Genomic DNA, 16,142 nt, shown 5'->3' on the forward strand with positions numbered 1-16,142 from the left:
GGAGAACCACCGGTGCAGAACCGCACGCAACCAATGGCCCGCCGGGCCTCGCATGTCGGCACAGGCGGCATCGTCGACAGGCTCGGCATCTCGTCGATCCTGATCGTCTTACTGCTCCTAGCACTCGCGCTTTTCAGCCGCAGCTTCTTTGCGCCGACGAACCTCATCGACGTGGTGCGCAATGCCGCCAACCTGATGATCATTTCCATCGGCCAGGCGATCGTACTGATCGTCGGCGGCTTCGACCTCTCGGTCGGCGCCGTGGTGGCCCTAGCCAGTGTCACCTGCGCCCTGGTCATGGCGGCGCTAACACCATTGCTGCCCGACAGTCCCTATCTCGTGGTGACGCTCGGCATCCTGGCGGCGCTAGCTGCCGGCGGCCTGATCGGGCTGATCAACGGCCTTTGCGTGTCGCTGCTCAAGGTCTCGCCCTTCATGGTTACGCTGGGGACGATGATGATCGCCGGCGGTATCGCGCTCTATGCCGCCGGCGGTACTCCGATCTACGGCATGCCCGAGGCCTTTACCGACGATTTCGCCCGCCTGCGCTTCGCGGGCCTACCGACCAATATCTACCTTGCCATGCTGACGGCGCTGATCGTCTGGCTGGCGCTCAAGCGCACCGCGTTTGGCCGGCATCTCTATGCGGTCGGCGGCAATGCGGAAGCCGCGCGCGCCTCCGGCGTGCGTTCCGCCGCCTGCCTAGTCTCAGCCTATGTCATCTGCGGCTTCTTGGCCGCGCTGACCGGGGTGCTGCTGACGGCGCGCGTCGGTTCCGGAGAGGGCACACTTGGGGCGGAATATATGCTGCAGAGCCTTGCAGCAGCGGTCATCGGCGGCGTGTCGCTACGCGGCGGCGTTGGCCGGATCGAACGCGTGGCCCTAAGCGCATTACTAATCGCCATCCTGGCCAACGGCATGAATCTCAGCCGGGTCGACACGCGCTTCCAGGCCATGGTGATCGGAATACTGCTCGTCGCTGCCGTCGCAGTCGAGGGCTATGGCAGATCGAGGTCGCGGACATGAATGCGAATGTTATGAGAACAAATACCCCCGCGAAGCGCAGCCATGGCTGGATACGCAGCTTCGCCTCACGCGGCCTGCTGCCACTAGTCCTGGTACTAATCTGCCTGTTCTTCGCCTATTTTCAACCGCTGTTCATCGCGCCGCGCAACATCAGCAATATCCTGACGCAATCGAGCTATCTTGTCCTGTTGGCAGCGGGGCAGATGATCGTGCTGATCGTGCGGGGCTTCGACCTATCGATGGGCACGGTCCTGTCGGCGATCAGCGTGGCGATGGGTTTGGTGATGTCCGGGATATTGAAAAGCGACCCGAATGCGGTCGGCCTGTCGATCACGCTCGCCATCGTCGTTGCCATCGGCTTCGGCATCCTAGCCGGCCTGATCAATGGCGCCTGCGTGGTCTTCCTCAAGGTCAATCCCTTCGTGGTGACGCTCGGAACCCAAGGCGTCGCAGCCAGCTTCGCCGCCACCGTCTCCGGCGGCTTCCCCGTCTTCGGCCTACCGGTGGAATTCACCGATATCTTCAGCCGCGCCAGCCTGTTCGGCATTCCGGTGGCGGTGCTGGCAGCGGTCATCACCCTTGTGGTCGTCCATGCACTCCTCAACTACACCACGTTCGGCCGTGGCATCTATCTCTACGGCTCCAATCCCCGCGCAGCCGAGGTGGCGGGATTGCCGACCCGGAAATATGTGCTGACGGCTTATGTCGTCTGCTCGGTCTTCATCGCTGTTGGCGCCATGCTGCTGACCGCGCGGACCGGTTCGGGCGAGCCGAATATCGGCGGCGGCCTGATGCTGCAGAGCATTGCGGCAGCCGTCATCGGCGGCGTGTCGCTGCGCGGCGGCCAAGGCAATATCTGGCATTGCATTCTGGGCGGCGTGTTCCTGACCGTACTGTCGAACGGCATGGATCTGCTGCAAGTCGACAGTTTCTTGCAGATGGTGATCCTTGGCGTGATCTTCATAGCCGCCGTCTTCGTCGATCGGCTCTATGCCGCGGCGGCAAGGCTCTAAAGGAGATTGCCGGCATGGATGCGAACACCGTCTCACTGTCCTATGGCCGCGGCCACCTGCAGCTCGATCTGCCGGCGAAGGCACGGCCGATGCTGATCCGCAAGCAGCCGCTGGCCAAGATCGCCGATCCGCATGCGGCAATTGCCGAGGCGCTAGAAAACCCCGTCAACGCATGCTCGCTTGCGGCCCTTTCCAAGGGCCGCAAAAGCGCCTGCATCCTGATCTGCGACATCACCCGGCCGGTCCCGAACCGGCTGTTCCTGCAGCCAATGATCCGCACCATGTCCCAGGCAGGTATTCCGCTTGCCAATATCTCGGTCCTGATCGCAACCGGCCTGCACCGCCCCAATCTCGGCGACGAACTGGCCGAACTGGTCGGCGATCCTTGGGTGCTGCAAAACGTCCGGGTCGAAAACCATTTCGCACGCAATGATGCCGCCCATGTCGATCTCGGCCATACGCCGACGCGCAACACGCCGGTCAAGATCGACCGCCTGTTCGCCGATGCCGATCTCAGGATCGCCACCGGCCTGGTCGAGCCGCATTTCATGGCCGGCTGGTCCGGGGGCCGCAAGGTCATCGCCCCGGGTGTCGCCCATCACGAGACCATTCGCACCTTTCATTCCGCCCGGTTCATGGAAGATCCCCTCGCCGTGCAATGCAACCTGGTCGGCAATCCGCTGCATGAAGAACAGCTGGAGATCGTCAGGATGCTCGGCGAGGTCTACGCGCTCAACACCGTGATCGACGAGGATCGCGACCTTGTGTGCGTGACCTTCGGCGACATCATCGCCAGCCATCAGGCCGCCGTCGATTTCGTAGGCGCCTCGACCCATATTGCGACGCCGCGCAAGTTTGCCACTGTCGTGACCTCGTCCGCTGGCTATCCGCTCGACAAGACCTATTACCAGACAATCAAGGGCATGGTGACACCGCTCGATATCCTAGCCCCCGGCGGCACGCTGATCATCGCGTCGGAATGTTCCGAAGGCTTCGGCTCGGAGGAATTCCGCGAAGCGCAGGCGAGGCTGGTCGAGCTCGGGCCGGACCGCTTCCTGGCAACGCTGACAGCAAAAAGCCTGGCCGAGATCGACGAATGGCAGACGGAAATGCAGCTTAAGCCTATGCGCGTCGGCCGCGTCGAGCTCTACACCACCGGCCTGTCGGAAGACGACCGGCGGCTGACGGCCGTGACCATGATCGACGACATCAAGGCCGCGGTCGAGCGCAGCATTATCCGCAGCGGCGATGATGCCGTCGCCATCATTCCAGAGGGCCCCTATGTTGTTCCGCGTCACGTCGCCCCAGACGAACGGAGGACGGCCGATGCTTGAACTGCATCTCGATCCGGTTGGCGGGATTGCCGGCGACATGTTCGCCGCAGCCATGCTCGACCTGCGACCGGAACTCGAGGCGCCGCTGCGGGCCGCGCTGGCGCTCTGCCCGCTGATCGAGGATGTCCGCGTCCGCGTCGTCACCCACAATGATGGCGTGCTGACGGGGAGGCGTTTCATCGTCGAACGTCCGTCGGGTCACGCCGGACAGGACATCGGACTTCACGATCACGGCGACCATGATCACAGTAATGAAGGTCACGGACATGTCCATGCCCACCGGCATGCCGAAGAACACCATGATCCCGATGCCGGACATCATCATCACCATGTCGACTGGCGGCTGATTAGCGACGCCTTGTCGGCCTCGGCGCTCGATCCTGAAACCATCCGGCATGCGCTCGGCATCTTCTCGCTGCTCGCCGAGGCTGAGGCAAGAGTGCATGGCAAATCCGTCAACGACGTGCAATTCCACGAAGTCGGCGCCTGGGATTCGATTGCCGACATCGTCGCGGCCGGATGGCTGGTACAGGCGCTAGGGGCGCTGCGATGGACGGTCGGGGCTATTCCGCTCGGCAGCGGCCGGATCAGATCCGCCCACGGCCTGCTCGCCATTCCCGCCCCCGCAACGACCCTGCTTCTCGAGGGCTTCGCGACACTGGACGACGGGATTGCCGGCGAACGGGTCACCCCCACCGGAGCGGCGATCCTGCGCTATCTCTGCGATCGCGGTACGGCGCATGCTATGCCGCGGAGGCTGATCGGCTCGGCGCACGGCTTTGGCACCAGGCGCCTTGCCCGCGTCAGCAACTGCCTGCGAGTGCTAGCCTTCGACAACCAAACGCGGGCGATGGCCGAACAGGATCATATCGCGGTGCTCGAATGCGAGATCGACGATCAGACCGGCGAAGATCTGGCGCAGGCCGTGGAGCGCCTGCGCGCCCACCCCGCCGTGCTCGACGTCGTCCAAGTGCCCGTGTTCGGCAAGAAGGGTCGGATGATGACGCATGTCCGTGTCTTGGTCAGCCCGAATGCTGTCGATGCCGTGTTGGCGCTGGCCTTCGACGAAACCACGACGATCGGCATCCGCCACTCGATCGTCCAGCGAACGAAACTCGGCCGCACCTCCGGCACCATGGTCGTCGACGGCCGGACTGTGGCGGTCAAGCAGGTCGAACGGCCCTCGGGACCGACAACAAAGGTCGAGGCGGACGATATCGCCGATATCGCCGGAAACGCCGGGCGCAGCAGATTTCGCCTGCTCGCCGATGCCCAGTTGGCGGTCAGGAGCAGATGATGCGGGAACATCTCGACGCCGTGCTCGCCACCGCAGCCCCGGCAGCCATCGCCGTCAGCGGTGGGGTGGATTCGATGACGCTCGCGGTTCTCGCCAACCGCCTGCTGGGAGATACGGAGATCGCGATTCTGCACGCCGTGTCGCCGGCCGTGCCGTCCGCAGCGACGGCGCGCGTCCGGCAATGGGCAGATCGCGAAGGATGGGATCTCCGGTTGATCGACGCCAACGAATTCGCTGATGAAAACTATCGCAGCAATCCCGTCAACCGCTGCTTTTTCTGCAAGGTAAATCTTTACGGTACGATTGCGCGCCATATCGACCGGCAGATCCTGTCGGGCGCCAATCTCGATGATCTCGGCGACTATCGTCCGGGGCTGGAGGCAGCCCGCGACCACCATGTCCGCCACCCCTATGTCGAGGCCGGCTTCAACAAGGCCGCCGTGCGTGCTTTGGCCCGCGATCTCCACCTCGGCGCGCTGGCCGAGTTGCCGGCTTCACCCTGCCTGTCGAGCCGGATAGAAACGCGGATTGCCATCGATCCCGAACTGCTCTCGTCGATCGATGCGGTCGAGGCCATGCTAATGCAGGAATTACGGCCCGAAACCGTGCGCTGCCGTATGCGTCACGATGGCGTGGTGATCGAGCTCGATGCGAAGAGCCTTGAAGACGTGGAAGATAGCGCTTCGCTGATCGCCGCCATAGCCCGACTTTTGCCGGCCGCGCTGGCGGGGAACCCGGTTCGCCTCGAGGCCTATAGAAGAGGCAGTGCTTTCGTCGGACCCAAGCCATGACAACTCCGGATGTGGTGTTCGATTTTGCCCGCGCCGAGCGGATGGGGCTCGACGAAGCGGTGCTCTGTGCCGGCAAGTCCAGCGGCCAGATCGCCACGATCCTCAGACAGGCGCAGCACCGGGGCGTCGGCCTGCTGCTCACCCGCCTGAGCGCCGACGTTCATGCCACCCTACTCCCAGAATTCGCGACACAGATCGACTATTGCGGCATCTCCCGCACCGGCTTCTTTGGACCAATGCGGCCCGTCACATCGACGGGCATGGTCGCCATCGTCGCCGCTGGCACGTCCGATGCCCCGGTTGCGCGCGAAGCGGAGCGGACGCTGCGCCATGCCGGCGTCGAAGCGACCGTGATCATCGATGTCGGGGTCGCAGGCCTGTGGCGGCTAATGAACCGGGTCGAGGACATTCGCCGTTACCCGGTGGTCATCGCCGTGGCGGGCATGGATGCGGCGCTGGCCAGCGTGCTCGCGGGCCTCGTCGCCGGCCTCGTGATCGGCGTGCCGACATCGGTCGGTTATGGCGCCGTGGAGGCCGGCCGCACGGCGCTCAACGCCATGCTGGCCAGTTGCGCGCAGGGCCTTACGGTTTGCAACATCGACAACGGCTTCGGCGCCGCCAATGCGGCTCTGCGTGCTCTGGCGATTGCCAGCAACAAGAAAGACTGCACCCCATGGGAAACCCAACCATCCAGCCACGCAAACTCCTGAAGGATCTGTTTGCCGCCGCCGTCCAGGCTGCCGATCCGATGCATTGCCTGCACGCACATCTGCCCACGCCGCCCAAGGGGCGAACCGTGGTGGTTGGGGCGGGAAAGGGCGTCGCCCAGCTGGCGCGCGCCTTCGAGCAGCTCTGGCCCACGCCCGTCGAGGGCACGGTGGTGACGCGCTATGGCTACGGCGCCGCCTGCGAGCGAATCGAGGTGCTGGAGGCCGCCCATCCCGTGCCCGACCGAGCCGGCCTTAAGGCATCCGAGCGGCTGTTCGAGCGGGTTTCAGGCCTGACCGAGGACGACCTAGTCGTGGCATTGATCTGCGGCGGCGGTTCGGCCTTGCTGCCGGCGCCCCCGCAAGGCTTTAGCCTCGAAGACGAAATCGAGCTCAATCATATCCTGCTCAAATCGGGCGCGCCGATCTCGGTCATGAACGCGCTGCGCAAGCAGTTTTCTCGGATCAAGGGCGGCAGGCTTGCCGCTGCGGCTGTGCCGGCGCGGGTCTCAAGCCTCGTCGTCTCGGATATTCCCGGCGACAATCCCGCCTTCGTCGCCTCCGGGCCGACCATTGCCGATGCGGCGACGCCGCTCGAGGCATTGCAGGCGGCAAACCAGTACAATATCAGCCTGCCGTCGCGCATCCACGCCCATATCGAGCAGAATGCACTGAAATGGACCGGCGGCGAGCCCCAATCGACGCAAAATACCATCCGCATCATCGCCTCTGCCGGCGTCTCGCTTGAGGCTGCCGCGGCAAAAGCGAGAGCACACGGCCTAGAGGCTGTCATTCTCTCCGACGGGATGGAAGGCGAGGCCCGTGAAGCGGGTCTCTTCCATGCGGCGCTGGCGCTGGAAATCGAAAAGGCCGACCGGCCGTTCTCACGGCCGGTCGTGCTGCTATCGGGAGGAGAAACCACGGTCACGGTCCGCGGCGCCGGCCGGGGCGGACGAAACACGGAATTCCTATTGTCCTTCGCCAACCGCATCGCCGGCGCCCGCCACATTCATGCGCTGGCCGCCGATACCGACGGTATCGACGGCACCGAGGACAATGCCGGCGCCTTCGCCGACGGGACGACGGCTGCGCGCCTGCTGCAAAAGGGGCTCCAGGCCGGAACGCTGCTCGCAGGAAACGATGCGTGGAGCGGTTTTGCTGCCATCGATGACCTGTTTGTCACCGGTCCGACCGGCACGAATGTCAACGATTTCCGCGCCATCCTCATCGCGTGACAGGCAAGGAATCGGTTTCGTCGATCTTGTCATCGGACGAGATCGGCGTTTTCATTGGGACATATATATATAAAGAGGCGTGGGCTGCCACGCCTCTTTCCTGCATTCTATCGAATTGACTGGCTATTACTTCTCGGGCTTGCCATTCAGCGCGGCTTCGAGACCGATTTCCGGAAGTTCCGGAGAATAAATGTCGGAGAACCAGCCGGGATTCTTGATCACGCTCGGATCGAAAGCATTGCAGCCCGTATCGTGCATTTCCTGCCAGGAACCGGTCTTGCAGAGCTTGATATGTTCGCTGGTGAAGGTCGGGATCGGTACGGTGGTCAGTTTCTCGTGCTTCTTGCCTTCGAGGATATCGACGGCATATTTCAGCGCTAGCGGGCCTTCGAAGGGCGGCGAGGCAAGCGAAATGCTCGGATATCCCATCGGCCGGTAGGCGCCCTGCGTGCCGGCGATCTTCTGGTCGGCGGGCAGCATCTGGATGCGGTGACCGTTCGGCGCCTCGCCGGCACAGGGCTTCTTCTTGTCGTCTGGAACGCCGGCTTCGTCCTGCATGGCAGCAGCCGTGTAGCAGCCGACTTGGATCCACATGCCATCGATATCATCCCAGGAACGGACGGCGAGAAACTTGGACAGTTCCGACCGCAGCACCGACTCGCTCCACATATTGGCGATCGTGCCAACGATCTTGATGTCGGGATACTTGGAGAAGACGCTCATCGCACCCTTGATGCGAGCCTGGTCGGACGATGCGCCGGGCACACCGTTGACCATCAGCAGATTGCCCTTGCCATTCATCTCCTTGACCAGCCATTCGGCGCTAATGCGACCGAATTCCTGGGCATCCGTCGTGATATTGTAGGCGCAGGGTGCCGAGACGAAGGAGTCATAGGCGATGACTACGACACCGCGGTCACAGGCATTCTTGATGGCGCCGTTCAAAAGCGTTTCTGAGACGCCATACATGACGATGGCATCTGCGCCAGCTTGCGCCATGGCGTTGATCTGCTGGCTTTGCTTCTGGGCATCCGGACCGGCGATCTGCACTTCGAGCTTAACCTTGTCACGCATGGTTTCCGAAGCGGCGAGTGCCCGGATCATGTTTTCCGCCTCGGTCTGCCAGTCGTTGCCACTGAAACTCAGGCTGAGATAAATCTTGTACGGCTTGTCGCGACCGAACGCGTCGATGGTGACCATGCCGAAAGTGACAAGCGTCATCATCAGCACGGCACATGTCTTGAGCAATGTGCGCATATTTCCTCCTCAGGCTCTCAAAACCTTGCTCCCGATGACCGCTGGGTGCACGTCTGCGACGTGGACGCCGCCGAGAGCAATCTGTGTTCAAGATTGCCGGCCGTCAGTCAACATGTCGACACTTTAATAATTTCAAAGCCAAGTCAAGCATCTGGATAAAAAAATTAGGGCCATCTGTCGCCACTTTGACTTTAACGACCAGCACGTGGCAAGCCGACTATCGATAGCGCATCGGCATCGAACGCGATGGACTAGCCATCCATCTCGCTTCATGGGAACGCCGATCAAGGCACTCGATTTATTGGATAAATGGTTTGAGAACGTCTGCCCGACCCACCCAAGGCTGACCGCGCGTCGAATATCGTTAAAACAGACTGTTCCCCAGCTGACAATAGAATCGCGCCCACAGCAAAATGGTTGATGTCGACATCTTGCAGCAGGGCGATGTTAGTCGGCCTGTTCCAAAGACCGCACCGCGGCAGTTGCCATGGCGATGTCCTCGTCCAGCGAGCCGCCGGAGACCCCGACCGCGCCGCAGAGCCTGCCGCCGCGCCGGAACGGTATTCCGCCGCCGAAGGTGATGAAGGGATGATGGTGCGCCTGCGGCATGCCATAGAGCGCCGCCCCGGGCTGGACCAGGGGATCGATGTCCTGTGTTGCCATTCCCAGCGAAGCGGCGGCATAGGCCTTACCCTGGGCGGCTTCGATCGTCCCTAGCGGCGCACCCGGCAGGCGGGCAAATGCGATCAGGTTGCGGCCCGAATCCAGAATGGCCATGCTGAAGGCGCGGCCGATCTCCTGCGCCTTGCTGCGTGTCACCTCGATCGCGGCGCGAACGTCGTCATAGTTGATTTCATCCATTGCAAGTGCCTTTCCCGGACATCCCCATCCGGCGCTAGAAGAGAACAGCCACCTCAACCGCGGCGTCGAAAATGATTGAGCTGGAAGATGATTTGGGCCGGCCGGCTACGCCTGCGCCTTGTCGTCATCGACGGACATCAGCCGTTCGAGCTGGCGCAGGGCCGCCAGATGGTTGGCGCGGACCAGCGCGGTCGCAAGCTGGTCGTCGTGGGTGCGATAGGCATCCACCAGTCGCCGGTGGTCATCCAGCGACTGCTCCATTCGGCCGGGCTGCGACAGGCTCCAACGCCGCAGGCCGATCGTCCTAAGCAGCAGCGATTCGACGATACGCTTTGCCGTCAAGTTCTTCGAGGTCCGGGCGTTGAGATCGTGAAAATCGATATTGGCCCAGACGTAGGCCTTGATATCGCCGGCTCGACAGGCCGTTTCCATATGGTCGACCTGCTTGCGCAATTCGTCGATCTCGCTCTCGGTGCCGTCCATGGCGACATCGGCGGAGATCAGGCCCAGCAAACTGGCGCGGGTGCGGTAGATCTCGCGGATCGTCTGCACATCGTGCAGGGCAGCGCGCGGACGGCGGCGCGGTGGAATATCCACCAGCCCCTCCTTCTCAAGCAGCATCAGTGCTTCACGGATCGGTGTGCGGCTGGTGTCGTAGCGGCGCGCCAGTTCCACAGAATTGAGGTCGTGGCCAGGCGGGATCATGTCCTCGATGATCTCACCGCCGACCTCGACGGCGATCTGGGTCACGAGTGACGGGCTGTCGTCATGGGCGGCCACGATACGGCGGATAGCATTGCGCGCATTCGCCAACGATTCTTCGTTCGTCATCATTTCAGCCGCCCTCCTCAAATACCCGATATTGCCGACAGTCTCGAAACACCCGTCTCAATCCGCGTCTGCCGGGGGAAACGGAGACCGCGACATCCGACCGTCAAGATTTCCCCAGGTAGCGCACGAACAGGTTAAGCTGGTCCGCAAACCATTCCGGCTCCTGGTAAGGCATGAAATGCGCGCCGCGTTCAAGCGTCACCAGCTCGCAGGCGTGCAATCGCGCCATACATTTTTCCGCCTGGGCTACCGGCAACAGGATATCCTGCCCGCCCGCCAGCAACCGCACGGGGCAGGCGATCGTATCAAGGTCCTGCGCTACGGAGGCGCCGACGACACCGAGGACCGCGAGCGCATAGCCTTCGGCCGGCTGGGCAATGAAACGGGCTTCATAGTCGCGCCGCCGCCCTGTCTCCAGATAGCCGCGAAAGGCATTTTCGATCGCGTCGGGCAGCAAGGCAGTCATTCCGCCGCGCCGGACGGCCTCGGCGCGCATCTTCAGATTGACGCCGGCTGCTTCGGTGATTTCGATCGCCGGATTTGACAGCAGCATGCCTGCGACATGCTGCGGATGACGCGCGGTGTAGGCCGCTGCCGCCATGGCACCCACGGCGCATCCCACCAAGACCATGGACTTGAGATCCAGAGCGCTGCGCACGGCTTCGATGTCGAACACTGTCTGTTCAAGGGTGACGGGTGCGGCCGGTAGGGGTGTACCCGCAGCACCCCTGAGGTTGACGCTGATGCTTCTTATATTTAGATCGAAGCTATCCCGTGTCTCGTCCCAAACCGAATGATCGGCGCCGAGCGGATGAATGAGCAGGACCGGCACGCCATCGTCCGGGCCCTGGACATGAAAAGGTATGATATCGCTTGCAATCATGTCAGCCACTGCTGTTTTCATTACGGGGAGACGGCATATGCCAACTTGCTGAACTGCCCCATGATAAAGTCGACAATAATACATTTGTCAACGCCGACATGAGCACGGCTCAGTCCGTGGCCCTGTGAATGTTGTGATTTTAAACGACAAATTTCGACATCGTCTCTAGCTGGAAAAACTGAGACCAAAAAGTGTCGACTCTTATATCGTTTTCGCCGGTCATGTGCTCACCGATAGGGCGCATAGAGCGAGACTGTATCGATATGATCCGCCGCATTTCCATAGGCTGCGGGATCGACCTGCAGATCCAAGCTGCCATGCCCCTCGACCATGACGAAAACGTCGACCCCGGCCTCGCCGTCCTCAGAAGCGAATACCCGCAATTGCCTGACGTTCGGACTAATGGGGAAATTGCCCTCAGCGCCTGAAATGATCGCCGACATCGACTGTGAGGCGACGCTGGAAAACCGCATTAGCAGCAAGCGCGACGCGACTGTCGTCACCGCATCGCCAGGATAAAGTTGCACCGTCGGCCATCGGCCGAACTGGCCGCGGCCGATGACTCGCCGCGTCCATGGCGTGACGTTCTCCCCGGAAACCGCGAGATAGGCCGGCGATCGAAACACGTCGATCGCCTCGACATCGTAGAGCGCCAGATAACGGCGCGGCAAGCCGATCATGACGAACCGGCGGCCGGTTTCGAAACCGGGCACGGCCAGGCGCTCGGCGATATGATCGGTATCGTACCAGGCATTCAACTCCTCCTCGAAATCTGCCGGAGGGTTCGTGGTGACGATCAGCATGCCCTTTTGTATCATAATCCGCCATTCCTGCAGCCATTTGGCGAAAGCCGCGACCATTTGTCGAGCCCTCCCCTTGCCGGCTAAACGGGTTTCACCTCTCGGAGAGCCAACCTCCACGTATCTTTCGGCGTCCATTTACAGCGAACCGAAGCTAGCCCTAAAATGCACGTAATTCGCAAAGTGTCCACACAAATCGAATTTTTTCTCCTCAAGCTCCTCCTTAGCAAACCACTGACGCTGCGCTTCAGCATAAGACACCTTGGGCGGGGTCGATCCGATATTCTCATGAATTCTCATATTTTTCAGGTGTTACGGAAAATGAATATGGAAAAATTATGATATTTTCGTTGACATCAGCCCAAACTGCGCTTGACACCGAAATGATTTGCTTGGAAAAATCTGTCGACACTACGGCTAAGTGAGGTGTCCGCTGGGCCCCCGGTCTCGAACCGGTCCATCGGCGGGAGGAAGCATGGTATCGGAACAAAAATTGGCGCTTGAGGTCAAGGACCTCACAAAGAATTTCGGCGCGACGAAAGCGCTCGCCGGCGCGAACTTTTCAGTGAGGGCCGGACGTGCCCATGCGCTGCTGGGAGAAAACGGCGCCGGCAAGTCCACGACCATCAAGCTGTTGAGCGGTCTGATCAGGCCCGATGCAGGCACCATCCATATTTTTGGCGAGAAGGCTGAGCTTCACACGACGCGCGACGCCCATCGCCACGGTCTGCAGACGGCGTTTCAAGAACTGACGCTGGCGCCCGACCTTACCGTGCTGCAGAATATGACCCTGGCCTACGAGCCCGCGGGATTTCTCGGCCAGATCGATCGCCGCGCGGCGAAACGGGAGGTGGAGCAGCATTTCGAGCGATTGCAACTGACCGATATCGACCTCAGGTCCGACATTCGCGATCTTAGCCTCAACCAGCGCCAGCGTGTCGAAATCGCCCGCGCCCTGTTCCGCAAGCCGAAGATCCTGTTTCTCGACGAGGCGACGTCGACACTCTCCGGCCGCGAGATCGAGTGGCTCAGCGGCATCATCGCCGATCTCAAGGCCAGCGGCGTAACCATCGTGATGATTACGCATAAGATGCTTGAAGTGCGCGACTATTGCGAACATGTGACCGTGCTGCGCAACGGCCGGGACGTCGGCAGTTTCGAGACCGCGTCGGTAGGCGACGAACAACTGGTGGAGCTGATCATCGGCCGATCGCTGGATGCGACCTATCCGACCAAGCTGGTCCCGCGTTCCAGCGCCAAGCCGCTGCTCTCGGTACGCGGCATCGCTACCGAGCGGCGCCTTTCCGATTGCTCCTTCGACCTGCATCCCGGTGAGATCCTCGGGATCGCCGGATTGCAGGGCATGGGCCAGGCGGAGCTGTTCATGGGCCTTTACGGTGCAACCCCGATCTTCAGGGGCGAAATCCGTGTCGACGGCGCCGTCACCCGGCACGCCTCGCCGCGGCAGGCCATCGACCAGGGCATCGCCCTCGTGCCGGAAGAACGCAAGACGGAGGGCCTGTTCCTCGAATTATCCGGCCAGGACAATATCGCCGCCTCGGCGCTCGACCGCATGAGCCAGTTCGGTTTCATCGACGCCAGCCAAGAAGTGCGCGATGTCGCAGCCGCGATGGAAATCGTCCATGTCGACAAGCGGGCGCTCTATACGCGAGCGGGCGCCTTCAGCGGCGGCAACCAGCAGAAGATGGTGCTGGCGAAGGCGCTGCTGACTAGGCCGCGGATACTTCTTCTCTTCGATCCCTGCCGCGGGGTCGACGTCGGCACCAAGCACGAGATCTACCTGCTGATTAAGGCCTTCGCCGCGGCCGGCGGCGCCGTGCTGCTCTATTCCAGCGAAACCCCGGAACTGGTGAACCTCTGCAATCGCGTGATCGTGCTCTACGGCGGGCGTGTGGCGGAGATCCTGTCCGACCAAGGTGACCAAATGACCGAAAAGACCATCATGCGCGCGGCCCTGGGCCACGCCACGGCCGGCCGGCCGCAGACAGTGACCGCTGGAGCCGCCTAATGGTGCCCGCGCCCGCAAGCAATGCAAGCTACTTCGTCCGCAAGAACCGCAACGTCCTGCTTGCCTCCTTTCTCTATGTTGTCGTTTTCATTCTCGTCAACGGCGCCAATTCCGACGCCTTCAGCTATTTCAACCTCAAAACCACGATTGGCGGCGGCGGCACACTGGCGCTTGCGGCGATGGGCCAGACCCTGGTCATCCTGGCCGGCGGCTTCGACCTGAGTGCCGGGGCCGTCATCTCGCTCGTCAATGTCACGGTCGGCACCCTGATGACCGACGCGATCGGCAACCAGATTCTCGTCGGCCTGCTCGCCATCGGCATCGGCGGTGCGGTCGGCATGGTCAATGGCCTGCTCGTGGCCTATCTGCGCATGCAGCCGATCGTCGTCACCCTGGCGACATTGTTCATCGTGCAGGGATTGGCGCTGCTGGTCAGCCCTACGCCCGGCGGCTATGTCGCCGAGCCGTTCATAAATTTCTTCGGCGGGAATGCTATCGAAAACGTGTTGCCATCGGCCCTGATCGTGATTGTATTGGCCATCCTTGCCTGGCTGTTCATCAAGAATTCCCGCTTCGGCACGGCGATCTACGCCGTGGGCAGCGACGAGGCGGCTGCGCTCGCCGCCGGCATTGCCGCCCGCCGCGTAAAGCTGACCACCTATGTTATCGCCGGCCTGTTCTACGGCCTGGCTGGGGTTTTCCTCAGCGCCCAGAGCGGTGGCAGCGACCCGCTGGTCGGCGACCCGATGCTGCTGCAAATCTTCGCCGCCGTTGTTCTCGGCGGCACTTCGCTCGGCGGCGGCCGCGGCGGCCTGATCGGTTCGGTCGTCGGGGCCTATCTGCTGATGATGTTCATCAACATCCTGCTGGTCTTTAACCTGCCGGCCTTCCTGTCGCCGATCGCCGATGGCCTCGTACTGATCCTGGCCGTGCTGATTGGTATGATCGGCGCCCGCGGCTCCTTCATCCAGAATATCGCCGACGTCGCGCGCCGGATCCGCGGCGCGCTGTCCAATGGCCGCATAGCACGCAACTGGGATCTTGCGATCGCCGCATCCTCCCGATCGCCGGTGGCCGCCATACCCAATATCCGCTGGCTCGACCGTAATCGCGATAACCTGCGGCTTGCATTGCCCGCTTATATTACCTTCGCGATCGTGGTGGTCGTGACATGGTTCTACATCGGCGATCTCGGCAACAGCTACATTCGCTCGCTGCTGCTGCTGTCGACCTTTCTCGGCATTCTCGCCCTTGGCCAGACTGCAGTGGTGCTGTCCGGCGGACTCGATCTCTCCATTCCCTGGATGATCCCGCTCGCCGGCGCATTGTTTGCCGGCCTCGCCGGCGGCGACAATGGCGCGCTGGCCTGGGCCATCCCCGTCGTACTGATTTGCGGCATGGCCATCGGCGCCATCAACGGCTTGGGCGTTGCCGTGCTCGGTCTGCCGCCGATCGTCATGACCCTTGCCGCAAACGGCATCCTGCAAGGCCTGACACTCTACTATACCGGCGGCACCTCTGCCGGCATGGCGCCATCTGGCATGCTGTGGCTCATGAACGGCTCGATACTGGGCCTCGCGCCGCTGATCTGGCTGATGTTCGCATTCGTGGCAGTCGCGGTGGCCGTGCTGAAATGGACCTATCTCGGACGGCGCATCTATGCCGTCGGCAACAGCGCCAGCGTCGCCAACCTGTCCGGCATCGACGTCCGCGGGACTTTGATCACTGTCTATGCTATCAGCGGCGTCTGTGCCGCCGTCGTCGGCGTCCTGCTGGTCGGCTTCAACGGCGCGGCCAATCTCGACATGGGCTCCAACTACCTGCTGCCGTCGATCGCGGTCGTCGTTGCCGGCGGTGTGCTGATCACCGGCGGTCGCGGCAGCTATGTCGGCGTGATGGGCGGTGTGCTGCTGTTGATCGCGCTGCAGATCCTGATCACCGGCACCATGCTGCCGGACGCGATGCGCAGCATCATTTTTGGTTTCGTGCTGCTCGGCGCACTGATGGCGCTGCAGCAACGGCGAACGGCATAGGATTGCAGCTCACCGCCCTGCCCGGCACGGCCGACGGCAGGCGGA

The 16,142-nt window shown here is 62.2% G+C and carries 14 protein-coding genes; 9 read left to right on the forward strand and 5 right to left on the reverse strand.

Translation table 11 applies throughout. The features are described 5' to 3' along the window. The first annotated feature begins 12 nt into the window (after positions 1 to 12). Genes GR212_RS22995 through GR212_RS23025 form a run of 7 tightly spaced genes read left to right on the forward strand, consistent with a single transcriptional unit; the run spans position 13 to position 7,403 of the window. Positions 13 to 1,026 carry an ABC transporter permease subunit gene (locus GR212_RS22995; protein WP_163989862.1) on the forward strand — a complete coding sequence of 338 codons (1,014 nt, stop codon included), beginning with the start codon at positions 13 to 15 and terminating at the stop codon, positions 1,024 to 1,026. 11 nt (positions 1,027 to 1,037) lie between these two features. Then, a complete protein-coding gene (locus GR212_RS23000; RefSeq protein ID WP_163989865.1) occupies positions 1,038 to 2,039 on the forward strand; it encodes an ABC transporter permease in 1,002 nt (333 codons plus the stop codon). 14 nt (positions 2,040 to 2,053) lie between these two features. Further along, positions 2,054 to 3,373, forward strand: a complete 1,320-nt coding sequence (gene larA, locus GR212_RS23005) for a nickel-dependent lactate racemase (protein WP_163989868.1) — start codon at positions 2,054 to 2,056, stop codon at positions 3,371 to 3,373. Further along, positions 3,366 to 4,670 carry a LarC family nickel insertion protein gene (locus GR212_RS23010; protein ID WP_163989870.1) on the forward strand — a complete coding sequence of 435 codons (1,305 nt, stop codon included), beginning with the start codon at positions 3,366 to 3,368 and terminating at the stop codon, positions 4,668 to 4,670. Before larA ends, GR212_RS23010 begins: the two co-directional genes overlap by 8 nt. Then, positions 4,667 to 5,461, forward strand: a complete 795-nt coding sequence (locus GR212_RS23015; RefSeq protein WP_163989873.1) for an adenine nucleotide alpha hydrolase — start codon at positions 4,667 to 4,669, stop codon at positions 5,459 to 5,461. The genes GR212_RS23010 and GR212_RS23015 overlap by 4 nt, the downstream gene beginning before the upstream one ends. Continuing rightward, positions 5,458 to 6,171: a nickel pincer cofactor biosynthesis protein LarB gene (gene larB / locus GR212_RS23020; protein WP_163989876.1), complete on the forward strand. Its 714-nt coding sequence runs from the start codon at positions 5,458 to 5,460 to the stop codon at positions 6,169 to 6,171. The genes GR212_RS23015 and larB overlap by 4 nt, the downstream gene beginning before the upstream one ends. After that, positions 6,135 to 7,403, forward strand: coding sequence for a glycerate kinase type-2 family protein (locus GR212_RS23025; protein ID WP_163989879.1), 1,269 nt, complete (start codon positions 6,135 to 6,137; stop codon positions 7,401 to 7,403). Before larB ends, GR212_RS23025 begins: the two co-directional genes overlap by 37 nt. Before the next feature lie 126 nt (positions 7,404 to 7,529). Here the strand turns inward: GR212_RS23025 and GR212_RS23030 are convergent, their stop codons facing one another. The 5 genes from GR212_RS23030 to GR212_RS23050 all read right to left on the reverse strand — a co-directional run bounded on the left by GR212_RS23030 (position 7,530) and on the right by GR212_RS23050 (position 12,053). Then, positions 7,530 to 8,660, reverse strand: coding sequence for a sugar ABC transporter substrate-binding protein (locus GR212_RS23030; RefSeq protein WP_163989881.1), 1,131 nt, complete (start codon positions 8,658 to 8,660; stop codon positions 7,530 to 7,532). Between the two features lie 447 nt (positions 8,661 to 9,107). Then, entirely contained in the window at positions 9,108 to 9,521 is a 414-nt protein-coding gene (locus tag GR212_RS23035) for a GlcG/HbpS family heme-binding protein (RefSeq protein WP_163989884.1), read from the reverse strand. A 105-nt stretch (positions 9,522 to 9,626) separates the two neighbouring features. Next, a complete protein-coding gene (locus GR212_RS23040) occupies positions 9,627 to 10,355 on the reverse strand; it encodes a GntR family transcriptional regulator (RefSeq protein WP_163989887.1) in 729 nt (242 codons plus the stop codon). 100 nt (positions 10,356 to 10,455) lie between these two features. Then, entirely contained in the window at positions 10,456 to 11,235 is a 780-nt protein-coding gene (locus GR212_RS23045) for an alpha/beta fold hydrolase (protein WP_246725903.1), read from the reverse strand. Positions 11,236 to 11,462: 227 nt separating this feature from the next. After that, positions 11,463 to 12,053: a hypothetical protein gene (locus tag GR212_RS23050; RefSeq protein ID WP_163989891.1), complete on the reverse strand. Its 591-nt coding sequence runs from the start codon at positions 12,051 to 12,053 to the stop codon at positions 11,463 to 11,465. Between the two features lie 457 nt (positions 12,054 to 12,510). Between GR212_RS23050 and GR212_RS23055 the strand changes: the two genes are divergently transcribed. Next, positions 12,511 to 14,064: a sugar ABC transporter ATP-binding protein gene (locus GR212_RS23055; RefSeq protein WP_163989894.1), complete on the forward strand. Its 1,554-nt coding sequence runs from the start codon at positions 12,511 to 12,513 to the stop codon at positions 14,062 to 14,064. Next, the gene (locus tag GR212_RS23060; RefSeq protein WP_163989896.1) at positions 14,064 to 16,097 is read left to right on the forward strand and encodes an ABC transporter permease; all 2,034 of its coding nucleotides are present in this window, start codon (positions 14,064 to 14,066) and stop codon (positions 16,095 to 16,097) included. Before GR212_RS23055 ends, GR212_RS23060 begins: the two co-directional genes overlap by 1 nt. Positions 16,098 to 16,142: the final 45 nt, after the last annotated feature.

The organism is Martinezella lusitana (assembly GCF_010668395.1).
Lineage (GTDB): Bacteria > Pseudomonadota > Alphaproteobacteria > Rhizobiales > Rhizobiaceae > Rhizobium > Rhizobium lusitanum_A.